The sequence below is a fragment of the Oleiagrimonas sp. genome (assembly GCF_027858935.1).
Taxonomy (GTDB): domain Bacteria; phylum Pseudomonadota; class Gammaproteobacteria; order Xanthomonadales; family Rhodanobacteraceae; genus Oleiagrimonas.
This window is the reverse complement of the sequence record NZ_JAQIBU010000308.1, coordinates 1-18,071: the sequence shown is the minus strand read 5'-3', so window position 1 is coordinate 18,071 and position 18,071 is coordinate 1. Positions and strand designations below refer to the sequence as shown.

Annotated in this window: 14 protein-coding genes; 10 read left to right on the top strand and 4 right to left on the bottom strand. The window is 62.1% G+C overall.

Going from position 1 to position 18,071, the window contains the following annotated elements; all coding sequences use genetic code 11:
* Nucleotides 1-181 precede the first annotated feature (181 nt).
* The 9 genes from PF446_RS11425 (at nucleotide 182) to PF446_RS11385 (ending at nucleotide 12,738) form a co-directional block, all read left to right on the top strand.
* On the top strand, nucleotides 182-4,126 hold the full coding sequence (locus tag PF446_RS11425) for a type ISP restriction/modification enzyme (protein ID WP_298071678.1): 3,945 nt from the start codon (nucleotides 182-184) through the stop codon (nucleotides 4,124-4,126).
* Nucleotides 4,127-4,203: 77 nt separating this feature from the next.
* Nucleotides 4,204-5,424, top strand: a complete 1,221-nt coding sequence (locus PF446_RS11420) for a hypothetical protein (protein WP_298071676.1) — start codon at nucleotides 4,204-4,206, stop codon at nucleotides 5,422-5,424.
* Nucleotides 5,425-5,438: 14 nt separating this feature from the next.
* A complete protein-coding gene (locus PF446_RS11415) occupies nucleotides 5,439-6,152 on the top strand; it encodes a hypothetical protein (RefSeq protein ID WP_298071674.1) in 714 nt (237 codons plus the stop codon).
* A gap of 167 nt (nucleotides 6,153-6,319) precedes the next feature.
* Nucleotides 6,320-6,562, top strand: coding sequence for a transcriptional regulator (locus PF446_RS11410; RefSeq protein ID WP_298071672.1), 243 nt, complete (start codon nucleotides 6,320-6,322; stop codon nucleotides 6,560-6,562).
* A complete protein-coding gene (locus PF446_RS11405) occupies nucleotides 6,559-6,975 on the top strand; it encodes a CHC2 zinc finger domain-containing protein (protein WP_298071670.1) in 417 nt (138 codons plus the stop codon). The genes PF446_RS11410 and PF446_RS11405 overlap by 4 nt, the downstream gene beginning before the upstream one ends.
* Complete coding sequence (locus PF446_RS11400; RefSeq protein ID WP_298071668.1) at nucleotides 6,972-9,068, top strand: DUF3987 domain-containing protein; 2,097 nt, start codon at nucleotides 6,972-6,974, stop codon at nucleotides 9,066-9,068. Before PF446_RS11405 ends, PF446_RS11400 begins: the two co-directional genes overlap by 4 nt.
* A gap of 627 nt (nucleotides 9,069-9,695) precedes the next feature.
* Complete coding sequence (locus tag PF446_RS11395) at nucleotides 9,696-10,382, top strand: hypothetical protein (protein ID WP_298071666.1); 687 nt, start codon at nucleotides 9,696-9,698, stop codon at nucleotides 10,380-10,382.
* 279 nt (nucleotides 10,383-10,661) lie between these two features.
* Nucleotides 10,662-11,537, top strand: a complete 876-nt coding sequence (locus PF446_RS11390; RefSeq protein ID WP_298071664.1) for a site-specific integrase — start codon at nucleotides 10,662-10,664, stop codon at nucleotides 11,535-11,537.
* A 4-nt stretch (nucleotides 11,538-11,541) separates the two neighbouring features.
* Nucleotides 11,542-12,738, top strand: a complete 1,197-nt coding sequence (locus PF446_RS11385) for an IS91 family transposase (protein ID WP_298071662.1) — start codon at nucleotides 11,542-11,544, stop codon at nucleotides 12,736-12,738.
* Nucleotides 12,739-13,288: 550 nt separating this feature from the next.
* Here PF446_RS11385 and PF446_RS11380 read toward each other — a convergent pair.
* From PF446_RS11380 to PF446_RS11365, 4 genes are all read right to left on the bottom strand, one after another.
* Entirely contained in the window at nucleotides 13,289-13,681 is a 393-nt protein-coding gene (locus PF446_RS11380) for a DUF202 domain-containing protein (protein WP_298071660.1), read from the bottom strand.
* A gap of 158 nt (nucleotides 13,682-13,839) precedes the next feature.
* On the bottom strand, nucleotides 13,840-14,049 hold the full coding sequence (locus PF446_RS11375; protein WP_298071658.1) for a hypothetical protein: 210 nt from the start codon (nucleotides 14,047-14,049) through the stop codon (nucleotides 13,840-13,842).
* A gap of 17 nt (nucleotides 14,050-14,066) precedes the next feature.
* Complete coding sequence (locus PF446_RS11370) at nucleotides 14,067-14,825, bottom strand: hypothetical protein (RefSeq protein WP_298071656.1); 759 nt, start codon at nucleotides 14,823-14,825, stop codon at nucleotides 14,067-14,069.
* Between the two features lie 257 nt (nucleotides 14,826-15,082).
* Nucleotides 15,083-17,263, bottom strand: coding sequence for an AsmA family protein (locus PF446_RS11365; protein WP_298071655.1), 2,181 nt, complete (start codon nucleotides 17,261-17,263; stop codon nucleotides 15,083-15,085).
* A 489-nt stretch (nucleotides 17,264-17,752) separates the two neighbouring features.
* On the opposite strand from PF446_RS11365, the gene PF446_RS11360 reads away from it, so the two are divergent.
* Nucleotides 17,753-18,071, top strand: a 319-nt coding sequence (locus tag PF446_RS11360; RefSeq protein WP_298071653.1) for a hypothetical protein, incomplete at its 3' end; no start/stop codon positions are given.

The window sequence follows — 18,071 nt, the reverse complement described above, 5'->3', positions numbered from 1 at the left end:
TTTGGACAAGAACGCCAACCGCAGCTTCGTGGCCCTCGGGCTGGCCAACCTGTACCTGTCGCGCACCAGAGTACCGACATGAGGGCCCGTTGAGGGCCAACAACGCGCCTCACGGCGCGGAAAAGGGTGAAAACCACTAGCAGAAAACCTTGATCTACCCGGCCGACCGGCAGATGGATAATTGCGACGGCTTATTCAGCGTTGCCTTAACGACAAGGACGAAAGCCATTTCGTCAAGGTCCACGACGCCGACTTCATCCGCGCCCGCAAGCGGCTCTACATGACAGCCACGCCGCGCATCTACGCCGATGTCGCCAAGGCCAGCGCCGAGCGCGACAGCGTGACGCTGTGCTCCATGGACGATGAAACCCTGTACGGCAAACAGCTGTACGTCATCACATTTTCCGAAGCTGTCAAGCGCGGGTTGCTGGTCGATTACAAGGTCATCGTTTTGGCCGTCGAGGAAGAGCACGTCAACCGTCGCCTGCAGCGGCTGCTGTCCGACGAGAACAACCAGCTCAAGGTGGACGATGCCTCGAAAATCATCGGCTGCTGGAAGGCGCTGGCCAAACTGGGCTTGGAAGAAGACTTGGCGCTGGACCCCGCCCCCATGCGCCGCGCCGTGGCCTTCTGCCAGGTCATCGACATCGCCAAGGGCGCCAGGACGCACAAGGTCAGCTCCAAGCATATCGCCGAGAGGTTCACGGACGTGGTCGAGGCCTATCAAAACTCCGGAGACATCGAACCGGCCGCACGCCTGGTCTGCGAGGCCAGGCACGTCGACGGCAGCATGAATGCCAGCAAGAAGGAAAAAGAACTGGACTGGCTCAAGGCCGACACCCCGGACAACACTTGTCGCATCCTGTCCAACGTGCGCTGCCTGTCCGAAGGCGTGGACGTGCCCGCGCTGGATGCCGTGCTGTTTCTCACCCCGCGCAACTCCCAAGTGGACGTGGTGCAGTCCGTGGGCCGCGTCATGCGCAACGCGCCGGGCAAGAAACGCGGCTACGTCATCCTGCCTGTCGTCATCCCCGCGGGTAAGAAACCGCACGAGGCGCTGAACGACAACAAGACCTATGCCGTGGTCTGGCAGATATTGCAGGCATTGCGCTCGCACGATGACCGCTTCGACGCCATGGTCAACAAGCTGGATCTGATCGGCAAAGACCCGCGCAAGATGGAAGTCATCGCCATCACCGACAAGGTGCCCAACAAGCCCAGCCGCGCGGAAAAAGGAAAAAGTACCAACAGGCAAGCCGGCAAGGGCCAATTCGGCATCGGCGAAACCGCACCGCAGTACGGCGACAAAGGCACCGCCGACATTCCTTTCGAGATCGGGGAGATCGAACGCGCCATCTACGCCAAAGTGGTGCAAAAGTGTGGCAATCGCCACCACTGGGAAGACTGGGCCAACGACATCGCGCGCATTGCCAATACCCACATCGACCGCATCACCGCCATCGTGGAAAACCCCGAGTACACGGCGGAACGCAAAGCCTTCGACGCCTTCGCCGCCGAACTGCGCGATGACCTCAACGACGCCATCAGCGATGCCGACATCATCGAGATGCTGGCCCAGCACCTGATCACCAAGCCGGTGTTCGACGCCCTTTTCGCCGACTACAGCTTCGCCCGCCACAACCCCATGTCGCAGGCCATGCAAAGCGTGCTGGACACGTTGCAGGAACACCATCTGGATAAGGAGGCCGACACCCTGGAAGGCTTCTACGACAGCGTGCGCGAACGCGCCAAGGGCATCGACAACGCCCAGGGCAAACAGCGCATCGTGGTCGAGCTGTACGACAAGTTCTTTCGCAACGCTTTCCCGCGACTGACCGAAAAGCTGGGTATCGTCTACACCCCGGTGGAGGTGGTGGACTTCATCATCCACAGCGTCGCCCACATCCTGCACAGCGAGTTCGGCCAGACGCTGGGCAGCAAAGGCGTGCATATCCTGGACCCATTCACCGGCACCGGCACCTTCATCACCCGATTGCTGCAAAGTGGCCTGATCACCCGCGAGCAACTGGCGCACAAATACGCGCGCGAAATCCACGCCAATGAAATCGTGCTGCTGGCCTACTACATCGCCGCGGTCAATATCGAGGCGGCCTACCACGGCATCATGGGCGGCGAGTACCAGCCGTTCGAAGGCATCTGCCTCACCGATACCTTCCAGATGTACGAAAAGGATGACCTGGTGGACGCCTTGCTGGTGGACAACAGCGCGCGCCGCAAGCGGCAAAAGGAGCTGGACATCCGCGTCATCATGGCCAACCCGCCGTATTCTGCGGGGCAGAACAGCGCCAACGACAACAACCAAAATGTCGGCTATCCGCATCTGGACAGACGCATCCGCGGCACTTATGCCGCGCGCTCTGACGCCACAAATAAGATTGGGCTGTACGACAGTTACATCCGCGCCATTCGTTGGGCTTCTGACCGCGTAGGCGAAAGCGGCGTCATCGGTTTTGTAACCAATGCTGGGTTTCTGGACACTAACACCGCCGATGGCTTGCGCCAGTGTCTAGCTGAGGAATTTTCCAGCATCTATGTGTTTCATCTTCGGGGCAACGCGCGCACATCTGGCGAGTTGCGCCGCAAGGAAAAGGACAACGTGTTCGGCATGGGTAGCCGCGCACCCATCGCCATTTCTCTACTTGTGAAAAATCCACTCACAAAGGTGCATGGCCAGATTCATTTTCACGACATCGGCGACTATCTGAGCCGGGACGACAAGCTGGCAACTATCGCTGCATCCGGTAGTATCGCCGGCATAACGAAGGTTGAGGGTTGGCAAACCATCATTCCCGACGCACACGGCGACTGGTTCAACCAGCGCGACGACAGCTTCGATGCCTTTATCGTACTGGGCGACAAGAAAGACAAGCAGACGCCTGCACTGTTTGAAAACTATTCCAATGGAGTCAAAACACAACGCGATGCCTGGTGTTACAACGCCAGCAAGGCCGGCGTTACTACAAATATGGGCCGCATGGTCGACTTCTACAACAGCGAAGTGGATCGGTTCGACAACGCCCCCAAAGGCTTGGATATCGAGTCGCGTGCGGAACAGTTGGACGGTTTCATCGATACCGATGCCACCAAAATAAGCTGGACGCGCGCGCTCAAACAGGAACTGGCCAAAGGTCGACAATTCAACTTCGACAGCGAATCAGTAATACCCAGCCTGTACCGTCCGTTCACCAAACAATGGCTGTATTTCAATCGACGCTTCAACGAAATGGTTTACCAGATGCCGCGCATCTTTCCGGATGCGGAAGCGGAGAATCGGGCGATCATGACGACGGCAAAGGGAGCTAAAGAATTCTCGTGTGTCATTACGGATGTCATCACTGATTTGAATTCCATGTCGGCTGGTGCGCAATGCTTCCCTCTCTATCTGTATGACGAAGCTGCGAAAGAAAGTGACAACACCACGCAAGCTGGTCTGTTCCACACCATGGCAGAATCATCTGAACCGAACCGCGCACGCCGCGACGCACTGACCGACGAGGGTCTGACCCACTTCCAAGGGGCATACCCCAACAAGACCATCAACAAGGAAGACATATTCTATTACGTCTACGGGCTGCTGCACTCGCCCGACTACCGTGAGCGCTACGCCGACAACCTCACCAAGGAACTGCCGAGAGTCCCGTGCGTCAAGACGGCTGCGGACTTCTGGGCGTTCAGTCAGGCTGGCCGCGACCTGGCCGAGCTGCACCTGAACTACGAAACCGCGCAGCCCTATCCGCTGACCATCGAGACGGATGGCAAGCGCCTCACCGACGCCGACTACCGCGTCGAAAAGATGCGCTACGGCAAGCGCGGCAAGGCCAAGGACCTCACCATTCTTCACTACAACGATGCCATCACCCTGACCGGCATCCCGCTTGAAGCCTACGACTACGTCGTCAACGGCAAAAGCGCCCTGGACTGGGTGGTCGAGCGCCAGCGCGTGAAAACCGACAAGGCCAGCGGCATCGTCAACGACGCCAACGACTGGGCTATCGAAACCATGGACAACCCCAAGTACCCGCTGGAACTGGTCCAGCGTGTCATCACGGTCAGCCTGGAAACCATGAAGATCGTCCGGGCTTTGCCACCACTGGACCTTCCGTGATTAACCCTTCAAAGTAAAAGGCCATCGTGTCCGCAGGCATGCGGTCATCGCACCACAGACGGAATTGAGGACAGCGCATGACAAGGCATTACACCACGCGAGATTTTTTCCGGCAGATGCCCAACGCACTGCTGAAACGTTATTTTGAAGAACGTGGCCTGTTTGGCGAATTGGATTTTTCCGCCATGAAGGAGGGCAAGCCGGATGCACTGTTTGATGCCTGGCTGAGCCTTCCCGAAGACCAGCGCCATACCATGGATGCGGAATTGCGCGACATTTTCGAGATGAGCTGCGAAAAAGGATTCCATGCCATCGTGGACGAAACGCGCTGGCAATGGCGCAGGGAACCGGAGGCACGCGACGCGCTGATCGAAAAGCTGTCCGCGCTGCCCAGCCACCACCACCGCGCCATGGTCACCTATCTGGACCACGGCGACTTCTGGCGTGGTGCGACCCGCTTCTATCACGCGGACAGCCTGAGCTATTGGCGCAAGCGAAAACACATGGGGCATAACCCTGCCGCCGTGGACAAGGCGAGCCTTGACCAGCTTGCCGCGCAGATACGCACATATTTCAGGACCACCGAGGGTAGAGGCAACAACTGTATCGTCGAGGCCTTCCGCAGAGACGAGCGCGACTACTTTTTCGCCTACCCCGAGGACTATTCGCAGCAAAGCATCGAATGGGTGGACGGCGAATTTGATCGACGACCTCACAATCCGGCTTTCGAGGTGGTGTTCGTCTACACACAAAAGGACGGCACATTGGACCTCAATTATCGCGGGACTAAAAAGGCCGTGGAGCCTCTGCAAGGCATGTTTGCCACCACGATCCTGAAATTGGACGAATTGCCACCCGACCCCAAGGACGAGCGTGTTTACGATCTGAACCCACTGGCGCAGGCATCCTTCGACTTCAGCTTTGCCGTGGGCAGCGGGATCGAAAATGTCGTCGTCAAGAAACTGCGGCTGTCCTCGCGCGCACACCGGGGTGACCGCATCACCCTGGAAGCGGATGCAGCACATGACCCGAACGCCGTCTATGCGCTACTGGAAAAGGTGCGCCCGTCCCTGCCGTTGCATACCTACAACGTCACGCAAGTGGAACTGACGGCATCCGTGGTGACGGACCCGGACAAACCCGCGAGGACAGTCACCATCCGGATCACGCATCCCAATTCATGTTCGCTCAAGTACGACGAGATGGACCTGAAGCTGCGCCAGATGCTGGAAGCGTCCGGCATCGAACCGCGCGAAGCCGATACGGATGAGGCGTCCGTCACCACCACCGAAGCATGACGCCACAAGGCGCCTTGATCGAGCTGCTGGAGCGCCTGAGCGCGCGAGGTGGCGCGGCCGTGCGTATCAGTGAAGCTGAACTGGCAGCATGGCCGGAGGACGCGATTGCGACGATGAAGGCCGAAGACCTGCTGGTCCAAGGCCGTCCATCGAACACCACGACATGCCCCGGCTGCGAACGCAGTTGCACCATGCCGGTCCACGTGATGAACGACCGCAGCGGCGTACCGGCTGCATTCGTGGTTTGCGACAAGCGCGAGGACATCAATCGCGTGGACGTGCCGCTTGATGAACTGCAAGCATGGCAGACGTCTTCCGGCGCATTGGCACAGAAAATACAATACTTGCTAGGCCTCCCCGATAGTCCGGTGACGCAAGGTGACGCTGGAGAATGGCGCCTGGGGGTTTACCGAAACCGGCAACGCGCCAGCCATTTGGCTCTGGTCAACGACGGACATCTCACGCTTACACTGGCCGGCCACACGGTCGCCCTAGACGAGGTTCTGACACTGGAAGGCACCCAGTTGCAGATAAACCGAACCACACTGGACCGCTTTGTCGCCCGGCCCGCCGCCGGTGGAGGCAATACGGAATCAGCGCAGGACCGCAGGGCGCGCTTAAAGTCACGGGTGACCGCGCTCAAGGTGCAAGGTGTCAGGGCCTACAACAAGACCGTTGCCGACGAGGAAGGCATCAGCGTGTCTCGTTTGAAGCAAATTCTATCCTAAAACACATAGCCTCCCGATCGTGACCACTTGCTGCACCAACTCTCAAATCAAGCAACCATGCGGTAACCAAGCCTCTTTAACGAGACAGCTTGCAGGCTAGCCCCCTAGCTGGTTCGAAATCCACAGCCATGTTCAACGACGGCCGTTAACGGCCAAGGTAAAGCGACATGGCTACTGGACTCCCCGACACCGGCTACCTGCGCCTCTGGCACATCGTCGGCCGGCCTGAAACCGACACTACACCTGCTATCCCGGCCATCATCCCCGTAAGCAAATCCACCTGGTGGGCCGGTGTCCGTTCTGGACGCTACCCGCAACCGACCCGTGCCCTGGGCGCGCGCATCACCGCGTGGCGTGCCGAAGATATCCGCGCACTTGTCGAGTCCCTGTCGAAGGGAGAAGCGGCATGAACCGGTATGTTCGCAATCCCCAAAAAGGAAAACCCCACGGCGGTAACCGTGGGGCGGGCATCACGAATCACGAGGGCAACCGGGCTTATGTGGTTTCCCTTTCGCCATTATACGGCGTAATGCGCACACTGCATATACCCCCGAATTGGCGCGAGCGTCTGCCCGACCCGGCGCGGTATTACGCCGAACATATGGAGGGCTTGGGCAAGCCGAACGCCGAAGGCTGGGCACCCTGCCGCTGCCCATTTCATACGGACAGGAACGCCAGTGCATCGGCCAACCTGCACACGGGAGGCTTTCGCTGCCACGGCTGCGACGCCAAGGGCGACCTGGTGGCGTTTCACCAACGCATCACCGGCTCCTCCTTCAAGGAAGCCGTACGCGATCTGATCGGCCTAGGAGGTATGCGGTGAACGCCCTGCCCCAACCCGTCGAAACGCCACAGCAGGCTGCGCGCCGTCTGGCTGCAAAGCCCCTGTCCGAGGGTTACAGCCCTGACGCGCTGCACGTGTACCGGGACGCACAAGGAACGCCGCTGTACTGGCGCATCCGGCTCAAACATCCGAGCCAGCCCAAGTGGATACGCCCCATGCACTGGAACGGCTCCGTCTACGTGCTGGGCGAGCCGCCGGCACCGCCCGAAGGAAAGCCGCTGTACGGGCTGGATCGGCTCGCGGCACATCCGGATGTGTCGGTGTACGTGGTCGAGGGCGAAGCTTGCGCCGATGCCCTGAACGACCTAGGGCGGGTCGCCATCACCAGTGGCGGAAAGGACAGCGTGGCAGCGGCGGACTGGTCGCCGATGCACGGGCGCGACAGCATCCTGTGGCCGGACAACGATCCAGCGGGCGCCGTGTATGCCAACGCCGTCCTGGAGAAGCTGCCCGGCGCGCGCCTGATCCATCCGGACACCACCCGGGCGCTGCCACCCAAGGGCGACGTGGTGGACTGGCTGGCCCAACATCCGGGAGCCACCGGCGCCGATGTGGACGCCCTACCCTGCATCGACGCCGATACTTACAAAGCAGAGCCGGGTAGAGGCGCGACAGCCAAGCAATGCAGCGCCCCTGAACCGCTGAGGCGGCCTGTACGGCCACCCACGCCCTACCCAGTTGTCGAATTGGGGCCCGTCCTCGCGCCCGCCTGCCAGTCGCTCCAGCGGGTGATCCAAGCCCCGGATGCGATCTGTGCGGCTTCGCTGCTGGCCGCCGCATCCCTGGCGGTGCAGGGCCTGGCCGACGTGGAAATGGACGGGCGCGTCCATCCGCTCTCGCTATGGTTTCTGACCGTGGCCGAGAGCGGCGAACGCAAGAGTGCCGTGGACGGCGAAGCCATGCGCTGCGCGCGCGACGTGGAACGGGAGCTGGCCAAGTCCTATATCGATGCGCTGACCGCCCATGACATCGAGTTGGAAGCCTGGAACGCGAGCAAGACGGAAGCGAAGAAAAAGAAGCCGGCGCAACTGGCTGACTCGCTACGTGCGCTAGGCCCCGAGCCCTTGCCGCCGCTGCGCCCCAACCTGATCGCGGGCGACTTCACCGCCGAAGGCCTGGCCAAACTGCTGGCCATGGGCCGGCCGAGTCTGGGCGCATTCACCGACGAAGCGGCCCTGGTGTTCGGCGGTCACGGCATGACCAAAGAGACGGTCGCGCGCACCGCCGCCACCCTTTGCAAGCTGTGGGATCGCGGCGAGCTGGACCGTATCCGTGCCGGTGACGGGGCCACCAAGCTGTGGGGCCGGCGCCTGGCGCTGCATTTGATGGCGCAACCGGTGATCGCCGAACGCGCGCTGTGCGATCCCATCTTGCGTGGACAGGGCTTTCTGGCCCGCTGCCTGCTGGCCTGGCCGCACAGCACCGCCGGCAACCGCCCCTATCGCGCCGAATCACTGCGCGATGATCCAGCCCTTGGACATTACGGCGCGCGGCTGGGTGACCTGCTGCGGCGATCCCTGCCCCTGGCAGAAGGCGAGCGCAACGAACTGGCACCACCCACGCTGACGCTCACCCCAGAAGCCAAGGCCATCTGGCAGCGCGCCCATGACGGTATCGAGGCAGCCATGGGGCCGGAAGGCCGCTATGCCATGGTCAAGCCCTGGGCAAGCAAGGCTGCCGAACAGGTGCTGCGCGTGGCGGGCGTGCTGACACTGACCGAAGACCCGCAAGCGCAGCGCATCGAGGCCGTCACCATCGAGCGCGCGGCCGAACTGGTCATCTGGCATCTGGGCGAAGCCGAACGGCTGGCGGGTACAGCGGAAGTCGGCGATGACATCCGCGACGCCGAAGCGCTGCTGGCCTGGTGCCACGACACCGGCCGTCCCCTGCTGTATTCGCGCGATGCCTTGCACAAGGGACCCAATCGCGTGCGCGACGCCGCCACCTTCCGGCGCGCGGCATCGGTGCTGGAAGCCACGGGCTGGGCCGAACCTATCGAAGGCGGCGCGCACCTGGACGGCAGGCATCGGCGTTACGTGTGGCGCATCGCCCCGGCATCGACGGGAGACTGACATGGGCCAGCTACTCGCCACACTGCTGTCCGAATCCGCCAGCGGACCGGCTGCGACTTTTGCGACTTTTGCGACTATTCAAGCCTCCCCACGGGAAAAGTCGCAAGAGTCGCAAGAGTCGCAAGGGCTCCGTGCGCAAGACCTGCGTGCCCGGCTGCTGAACGCAGCGTCCGCCGAATATGCCGATCCAGACCTCATTCACCGGCTGAGCAAGGATGACGTGGACGCCTGCGAGGGACTCCCCGAAAGCGTCCTGCGGGCCTACTTGCGCGCTCTGGAGGATGAGGCCGAGCGCATGGCTGGGCGCGTGCCCCGGAACGAGACGGAGGCCATCCTGTGCGCGCGCTGTGGCCCCGTATGGGCGCCTCCGGCTGTTGCGGCGGTCCTGCCCATGGTGAATGGGATACCACGCGCGCTGGGCTGCCCCTGGTGCCACGTGCGCAAGGCCGGCAAGCCCATCCCAAGACCACGGATCACATGCGGCGCGTGTATCCACTACCTGCCAGACCGCGTGAACCCGGAGGCCGGAGCCGGCCACTGCGGCCTGCAACCGGAAGACATCCACCGCATGCATTGGCCCATGCAACGGCATGCCTGTAGTCAGTGGCAACCCAAGGACTCCACACCATGACCACCAAACGCAAAAAAACCCCAGCACCGAAGTCGAAGACACTGGCACTGGACGCCGAAGGAAAGTCCAAGGATCGTCTGGTCGCGGATGTGGCTGCATCTCCGGTCGCCCAAAGTGCCCTGATCCTGACCACCTATGCCAAGCCCCAGTTGGGCGAAGTATCGCTGTCAGACCTCATGCTGACGCTTCAAGACAGCGCCGCTAAAGTCAAAGCCGGCGACATGAGTGAGGCCGAAACCATGCTGGCCACGCAAGCCACGGCGCTGAACGCCATGTTTTCCGAACTGGCCCGCCGAGCTGCCCTGAACATGGGCGAATACCTGGGCGCCACCGAAAGCTATATGAAGCTGGCCTTGCGCGCGCAGAACCAATGCCGGACCACGCTGGAAACCCTGTCCACGATCAAGCACCCGCCCGTGGTGTTCGCCAAACAGGCCAACATCGCCCATGGGCACCAACAGGTGAACAATGGAGCTGAACAAGATAAACACATCGCGCGCGACGCGCCTGCGCGCACGTGCGAAAAAGAAAAAACGCCAAACAAACTATTGGAGGCAGACCATGGGCAACGGCTGGACACCGGAACGACGGGCACGGCAGGCGCAAGCCATCCGCCGATGGAAACCGTGGGAGCGATCCACAGGGCCCAAGACGGCAGTGGGCAAGGCAGCGGTGAGCGGTAACGCCTGGAAGGGAGGGATACGGACTTCGTTGCGCTCACTGGCTCAGGCGCTACGTGAACAGCGTGCGTGCATCGATGAAATTGATCACCAAGACCAATAAAGCATGATCAGCACACCGCTATCCTGATCATCCTACTTTAGTGGCCGCTTCCGGCCAAGGGACTAAACCGCTATCGCGGTAGTGGCCCGCGGCACCGTTGAGTGCCGCTATAAATCGGGTGGTTGCGCTGCAATGTTGTGAGTCGAGGCATATGCCTCGATCCCGACAGGAGTACGGCCATGAGCCTTCCCACTCAAACCATCAGCCCGTTGCGGCAGCGCATGCTCGAAGACATGACGTTGCGCAAGCTGTCCGACAAGACCCAGTCCGCCTACGTCCGCGCCGTGCGCGGATTCGCCGGCTACTTGCGCCGCCCTCCCGACACGGCGACCGCCGAGGACCTGCGGCGCTATCAGCTTCATCTGGTGGAGACCGGCGTCTCGCCGATGTCGGTCAACGCGGCGATCACCGGATTGAAGTTTTTCTTCGAGGTGACCGTGGAGCGTGCCGATGCTCTCGCCAAGATGAGCCCGGTGCGCGTCCCCCACAGGTTGCCGGTGGTATTGAGCCGCGAGGAGGTCGCTCGGTTGATCGAGTGCGCTGGCAATGACAAGTACCGGGCGGCGCTGTCCGTGGCCTATGGTGCCGGGCTGCGTGTCAGCGAAGTCGTCGGCCTGAAGATCGGCGACATCGATAGCCAACGGATGGTCTTGCGCGTGGATCAGGGCAAGGGGCACCGTGATCGCTTTGCGATGCTCTCGCCGGTGCTGCTGCAGACGCTGCGCATCTGGTGGCGCACGGCACACGCCCAAGGCAAGTTACTCGATGGTGGCTGGCTGTTCCCCGGCATGAACCGGGTCAACCCGTTGACGCCGCGCCAGCTCAACCGCGCCATCCGCGCCGCCGCTCAGACGGCCGGCATCGACAAGCACGTGTCGATGCACACGCTACGGCACAGCTTCGCGACCCACCTGCTGGAGCAGAAGGTGGATATTCGGGTGATCCAGGTGCTGCTGGGTCACAAGAAGCTGGAGACGACGGCGCTGTACACGCAGGTCGCTACCGAGATTCTGCGCCAGGTGATCAGCCCCCTGGAGGGGTTGCCACCGGGATAGACCCGTGGCACGCCTCGCCCTGGAGGTCGCGGACATTTTCCGCACCCACGGGCCGCACTGGCGTCAGGAACAGCACGGCCATCTGAGCCTGGGTCAGCTCAAGGTGATGTCGGCCATCGAACAGTGCCGTAGTGCGGCGCTGGGTGGCCATAGCCTGCAGTGCCCCGCCTGCGACCACCTCCAGATCGCGTACAACTCCTGCCGTAACCGGCACTGTCCCAAGTGCCAGGGCAGTCTTGCCCGACGCTGGCTGGAAGCCCGGCAGACCGAGCTGCTGCCGGTCGATTACTACCACGTGGTCTTCACCCTGCCGGCACCGATCAGCGCCTTGGCCTACACCAACAAGGCGGTCATCTATGGCCTGCTGTTTCAGGCTACGGCGCAGACCTTGCTCACCATCGCGGCCGATCCCAAACATCTGGGGGTCCGCATCGGCATGCTGTTGGTGCTGCACACCTGGGGCTCGGCGATGACCCACCACCCGCATGTGCACGGGATCGTGCCCGGCGGCGGCATCTCGCCGGACGGCCAACGCTGGATCGCCTGCAAGCCCGGCTTCTTCCTCCCGGTGCGGGTGCTGTCACGGTTGTTTCGGCGGCTCTTCCTCGAACGCCTAGTGCAGGCGCACCGCAACGGCCAACTGCAGTTCTTCGGTGAACATGCACCCTTGGCGCAAGCGGATGCCTTCGCCCGGTGGCTCGCACCGATGCGCCGTGCTGAATGGGTGGTCTACGCCAAACGGCCCTTCGGCGGTCCGGCCGCCGTGCTGGCCTACCTGTCCCGTTACACCCATCGCGTTGCCATCTCCAACCAACGACTGGTCGCCATGGACCAGCACGATGTCACGTTCCGCTGGAAGGACTACCGCGCCAAGGGACGCACGCGCTACAAGACCATGACGCTGGATGCCGGTGAATTCATGCGGCGCTTTCTGCTCCACGTGTTGCCCCGCGGGTTTCATCGTATCCGCCACTACGGGCTCATGGCCAATGCCGACTGCAAGGACAAACTCGCCACCGCACGCGCACTGCTCGGCCAACCCGCACCCGCACCGCCCATCGCACCCGAGCCGTCGCCGACTGCGCCGGCGCCACCTTCTGCTGTTCCGCACGCAGCCACCTTCCTGTGCCCGCACTGCGGTGCACCGATGATCATCATCGCCATCCTGGCTCGCCAGCACGTGCCTCGGGCACCCCCATGACCACCGCCTCCAGCATCCATCTCGACCACGGCCCATCCTGCTGCCATCGGTTACTGCCGATGCGGGCAGCTATGGTTCTGCGCCACCCGCCACTGTCTTTTCACCGCCATCACGGGCCACTTCACCGCCTCGCCGATGCTTCAACCGACCACACCGGCACCACCATCGCATCCGTCATGCTCCCATTTCCTCTCATGACCGCTCCCGCACTATTCAAATCTCCATAGAACAGTGGCGCGCCATGACGAACCTCGCGTCGTAATTCCCGCGGTTTCCTCCCTTGAGGCTTGTCCAACGCCTGCCCGACATCACGTCGGCAGACTGGGAGTGTCAGCGCATGGGCAGGCGTCGGACAACCCTTAACAAAAAAGCGACGTTCGCTCCTCACAAATTGACGCCACAAAGCTGCCGTTGAACTTATTGTTGCGCCAAGATCCTCGCGTTCATGGTGCGCGCCGACCAACCATCCTAGCCGCCCAGTACATACAGAACGAGCTTCGCTCCTCCTAGCACGATGGCGACTTACGCAGGCTTCGCTTCGACCCCAACTTCATGGGCTCCCTGCGGCCAACACCATATAAAACATCATCCACCCGGCCAGCACCGCCACCAGAATCGTGACGATCACAACGAGCCCGCGATTTGCTCGAACCTCGCCGAGCTCAATAGCCCGATTCACAGCTTGATAATGCGCGGCGGCAAGCACGACGAGTATCCCACCGAACGCCATCATGACTTCTCCGATCGGAAGCGACATACCAGTCTGGTGGATATGAGTCCCTGGCTCCAGATGCGCGGCAAGCTCGCGCAACCACACGCCGAACTTGGCAATGACAAATCCTAGTGTGATAATGGAAATACTCGTTCGCACCCACGCTAGGAACGTGCGTTCCGCCGCCAGGAATTCGGACGCCAAGTCTTTCTCAGGTATTTTCGCGAGCATGTTGGATCTCCAGTCGAATCGCGGTGGGTGGTCGCATCCGGCGGGATCTTGGTGACTTGCCGCCGCCTATCGTATTTCCCCTTCGCCACCCCCTCAAGGTCGGACTTCGAGCTGTGCTGCTTACTGACTCTGCGAGAGTTTCGCGCAGCGCCATTGCTTTACCGCTGCCGGGAGCGACGCAAGGTGCTCTCAATCAGAATCGCGATCAATCCGGCAAACAGAATCACGCCGTGCCAGACCGCGGGAATCGGCAAGTGCGGAAGCGCGAGCCAGAGTATGCACAGCCAAACCAGGATCGCGATGGCAAAGCTCCAGTCATCGACAAAGAGTTCGAAGATTTCCCGAAAAATACTTTTCAACCATGCCATGGAATGACTCCTACTATTCAGAGGATGTGCGATGCGCTCAAGGCGCGCCGACGGCACGCCGACACAGTGATCGCCGCAACGGCAAGGAAGCCGGCGATCAGCGCAAGAATCGACCAGTCCCGACCGGGCCACGCGAACCCTAGCCCTTCACCGACCCAGAACGTGCCGAAGCTCGACAGCAGGACCCCGACCACGAACTTCAATGTATTTTCTGGAATCCGTGACAATGGCCGGTGCACCACGATGCCGAGTGCCGCAACCACCACCAATGCCGCGAATGCACCAAAACTGGCCGGCAGCAGCAACCCCGGGTTGCCAGCACCCAACGCGATCACGATGAAGACGACTTCGATGCCTTCGAGCATGGTGATCTTGAAGGCCGTAACGAAAGCGACCTTGTCCCAGATGCCACGGCTACTGCCGATTTGTCGAAGAACCTCCTGCTGCTGCGTGTAGATCGCCGTCTCGTCATGCATGGCGAGGATGCCAGCAGCGCGCAGGATCGCCTTGCGCAGCCAGCGCATGCCAAACAGCAACAGCAACGTCCCCACTGCAAGCTGGACCACGCCGAGTGGAATCCGCGTCAGCGCAGAACCCAGGACCGCGATGAGACACAACAACGCCAGCATCGCGGTACCACTACCCATCAGCGCGCCGCGCCAGCCTCGTGCGAAGCCGACAGCGAGTACGACCGTCAGCGCTTCGACACATTCGACCAGCGACGCCAGAAACGCTGCCACGATCGTGGAGCCAATGTGTGTCCAGTGGATCAGCATGATGCAGTCTCTTGAAGGTATTCAGTCGGTTTGCGCCGCAGGTGCGGTGACTGGCGCCTTGCCAGTATGGCTGTGACGGTCTCCTCGATGCTGCAACGCGCCAGCCGCCTGCTCACCTCGCCATTGCAAATGACCTGCTTCGGCCGCAGTGCTGGCAAACGGAGTCGACCAGCCGTCTCGATCAGACGCCTCCATTCATTGTGCATGCGCAGGCCTTATGAAGGTGTCAACCGAACCGGGTTGGAACCCAGCGAGGCCTACTTGCGTACCGGCTTTTTCGCGCGTGCCTTGACCGCCGTTGCGGCCTGGGTGGCCGGCATGATCTGCCCGGAATTGCGCAGCTGTTCGAGCACGGTTCGGCAAGTGTTTTTGCCATCGCTGTCGTGGCTGGGGGCGACCAGCGCGAGCAGCGCGGCGGCCGGCGCGGCAATCACGCCAAGCGCCACGGCGCCGGCGGCGCGCAACAGCAGTGGGCCTTTCTGCACGCCCACGTCGGGCTTGCCCAAGGAGCCCCTGACATAAAGCGGCGAGCGCAGCGAGAAGATCCTCACGCCCTTCGTATGCGGCTGCACATCGAGGTTCAGCTGCTCGGTGGCGAGGTTTACCGTACCGGTCACGTTGATCACCGCGTCGGCGGTGTCGAACACGAACAGGCGCATGTCGAACAGCCCCTGTTTGGCCTGCATGTCGGCGGCGGCGCAGTTGATCTGCACGGTCTGGTCGCCGAATAGTTTGCCGATGATGATATTGCCGACGTTGAGGCCCGCGGTTTCCAGCAAGGTCTTACTAATCGCACCGTCGTTCATCAGCAACTTAAGCTCACCGTCGGCGCTGCCGAGCAAGGCCGCCACCGAGTTGCCCCGCGCGTCCAGCGACGCGTCACCGTTGATTTCGCCGAAGCTGGTGCGCATCGGCGCCAAGCCGGGAAACAGCTCGTTAAGCTTCAGGTGGCGCGCGTCCAGGCGCAGCACGCCGCGCATCGGCGACTGCGTGCCATCCAGCTTGAGCCCACCGTTTACCGCTCCGCTGGCCAGGTTGAAATGCAGCGGGTCCAGCGTGAGCACGCCGTTGTCCATTACCAGGTGGGTGACCAGTGCGTCGATCGGCAGGGTACTGCCGTGGACGATGTGCGCGCTGGTCAACTGCACGTCGGCATCCATCGCGCGCCAGCGGTCCGTGCGGAATGGCGCCACCGGCAGCACCTTGCCGGTGCGCTGCGCGGTGGCATCAGCGGCGGGCATGGCCCGGGCGGTGCCGGCGCCGATCAGCGGTGCCAGGTCGGCGAACTGCAGCAGCTTCGAGCTGACCTTGCCGCTCAACCGGGCCCGCGTGTGGCTGCCACTGGCGGCCTGGTAATCCAGGCTGCCGGCCAGATCGCTGCCGCCCACGCGACCGTGAAAATCGCGATAGCTGAAGTGGCTGCCCTGGCGATGCAACTGCGCGCTGAGCTGGCCGGCGGTCGCGTACGGCGGGGTGTCGGGCAGGGTTATGCCGAGGATTGGATAAAGCAGGGCCATGTTGGGTCCGGACAGCCACAACTTCACGTCCAGCGCATCTAGCTGCAGCGGATCGGCAAGTGTGCCAACCAGCGCGATGTGAGTGTCGCCGATGCGCACATCGGCCTGCAGCGGAAACGGCTGCGTGTCGCTGTGCAGCGCCAGCACCGCGCCCGTCTTGCCGCTGCCCTTGAGCGGCTTGCCCTCGTAGCTGCCGACCGCCTGCCACGCAAACTGGTAGTGCGTGGCGGCTGCGGCGGGAGACACGGCGCGCGGGGTACCGAGGTCGCCCACTGCCTTGCCGGCCGCGGCACCGGCGATCCTGTCCGCCTGTGCGCTGGCGGCCGCCGCCTGCTGGGCAACGATCTGCTCGTAGGGAATCGATCGCTGCAGCGGTTCGATTGTCATCTGCAGCTGGATTTTGCGGCTGGCGTCATCCAGAGCTAGCTGGCCGCGGTCAAAGCCGACCGAGCCCAGTTGCAGTTTCCAGACCACGTTGCCGCCCGGGGGCAGCGTAAAATCCCAATTGGCGCGGCCCAGTCGGTCGCGTTGCAGATACACGTCCGGATGCACCAGCTGCAGCGAGGGCACCACGATGCGATGGGCCAGCAGCGGCCACGGCGAAAGCCGGAAGCGCAGTGCATCCAGCCGGGCAAAGTCCGGTTTGGCCGCCCATGCGGGATTGCCAATGCTGACGTCGCGCGCGGTGAACTCTGGCCACGGCAGCAGGTCGCGCAGCCAGCCTGCCGAGGCATCGTGCCGCCAGGCCACGCTGAGGTCGCCATGGATCACGAACGGCCGCCCGATCGCCTGGCTGATGCGGCTGTCGAGCGCTGGCTTGAGTCGGTTCCAGTTGAACGTGGCGATCATTACCAACGCGATCACCAGCACGGCGAGCAGAATGGCTGCTGTCCAGCTGACGACCTTGCAACTACGCTTCATCACCGTTCGTTTTCCGTACGTTGCCGCCGGCAGGCGAGCTCAGCGCACAGCAATACCCCACTCCATGGCAAGGTTCTGTGTCGATCGCTGCGTCGTCCCCTCTCCCGGAGGGCGTAACGGGCCACAGTACGCACGTTTCCTTTTCAGTGTCTCGATTGGGCGGTCTTCTGCCTTTCGCAGCTTGCCCGGCCCTCATCGGGACCGCAAGTGCGGTCCACGGCCAACTTCAGCCGGTCGACCTCCTAAATAGAGTGACACAAAGCGGTCGTTCGCGAGAGATTGAAGCGGGTCGCCTAGTGCTAGGCGGACTATGAGGATCTCCGCTTTATGTACCGTCCCCAGAGGCTACGTTACCTATGAACGGGACGGTCTGCTTGGCAAACCGCACGCTGAACGTAATCCACGGCTCTAAGTTTGCGCTAAGCCGTTTGCCGCAGCTTGTAGGTGCCGGGTGAGAGCACAAGCCCGCCACACCGCAAAGAGGACATCATGAAAACGACAAAGCGCACAATTCACCCGTTGGCAGGTGCTGCACTGGCAGTTGCAATGATGGTTCCGGTAGCGGCATCTGCCCACACGCGCGTCTTCCTGGGTGTCAATCTGGGCGGCCTGTTCGCCCCACCACCGGTCGAGCGCTACACCACACGAGCGTACTACCCGCCACCGCCGGTCTACTACCAGCGTTCGGTTTATTACGCGCCTCGCGTGGTCTACGGTGAACCTCAGGTCATCTACGACCACCGCGGGCGCCGCGGCTGGGATCAAGACCAGCGCGGCGACTGGCGGCAAGGTTGGGACCAACACGACG

Excerpts from the sequence above, each read along its gene's own strand:
- PF446_RS11420 (WP_298071676.1), top strand. The coding sequence starts at position 4,204 with ATGACAAGGCATTACACCACGCGAGATTTTTTCCGGCAGATGCCCAAC.
- PF446_RS11410 (WP_298071672.1), top strand. The coding sequence starts at position 6,320 with ATGGCTACTGGACTCCCCGACACCGGCTACCTGCGCCTCTGGCACATC.
- PF446_RS11405 (WP_298071670.1), top strand. The coding sequence starts at position 6,559 with ATGAACCGGTATGTTCGCAATCCCCAAAAAGGAAAACCCCACGGCGGT.
- PF446_RS11395 (WP_298071666.1), top strand. The coding sequence starts at position 9,696 with ATGACCACCAAACGCAAAAAAACCCCAGCACCGAAGTCGAAGACACTG.
- PF446_RS11390 (WP_298071664.1), top strand. The coding sequence starts at position 10,662 with ATGAGCCTTCCCACTCAAACCATCAGCCCGTTGCGGCAGCGCATGCTC.
- PF446_RS11380 (WP_298071660.1), bottom strand. The coding sequence starts at position 13,681 with ATGCTCGCGAAAATACCTGAGAAAGACTTGGCGTCCGAATTCCTGGCG.
- PF446_RS11375 (WP_298071658.1), bottom strand. The coding sequence starts at position 14,049 with ATGGCATGGTTGAAAAGTATTTTTCGGGAAATCTTCGAACTCTTTGTC.
- PF446_RS11370 (WP_298071656.1), bottom strand. The coding sequence starts at position 14,825 with ATGCTGATCCACTGGACACACATTGGCTCCACGATCGTGGCAGCGTTT.
- PF446_RS11365 (WP_298071655.1), bottom strand. The coding sequence starts at position 17,263 with ATGAAGCGTAGTTGCAAGGTCGTCAGCTGGACAGCAGCCATTCTGCTC.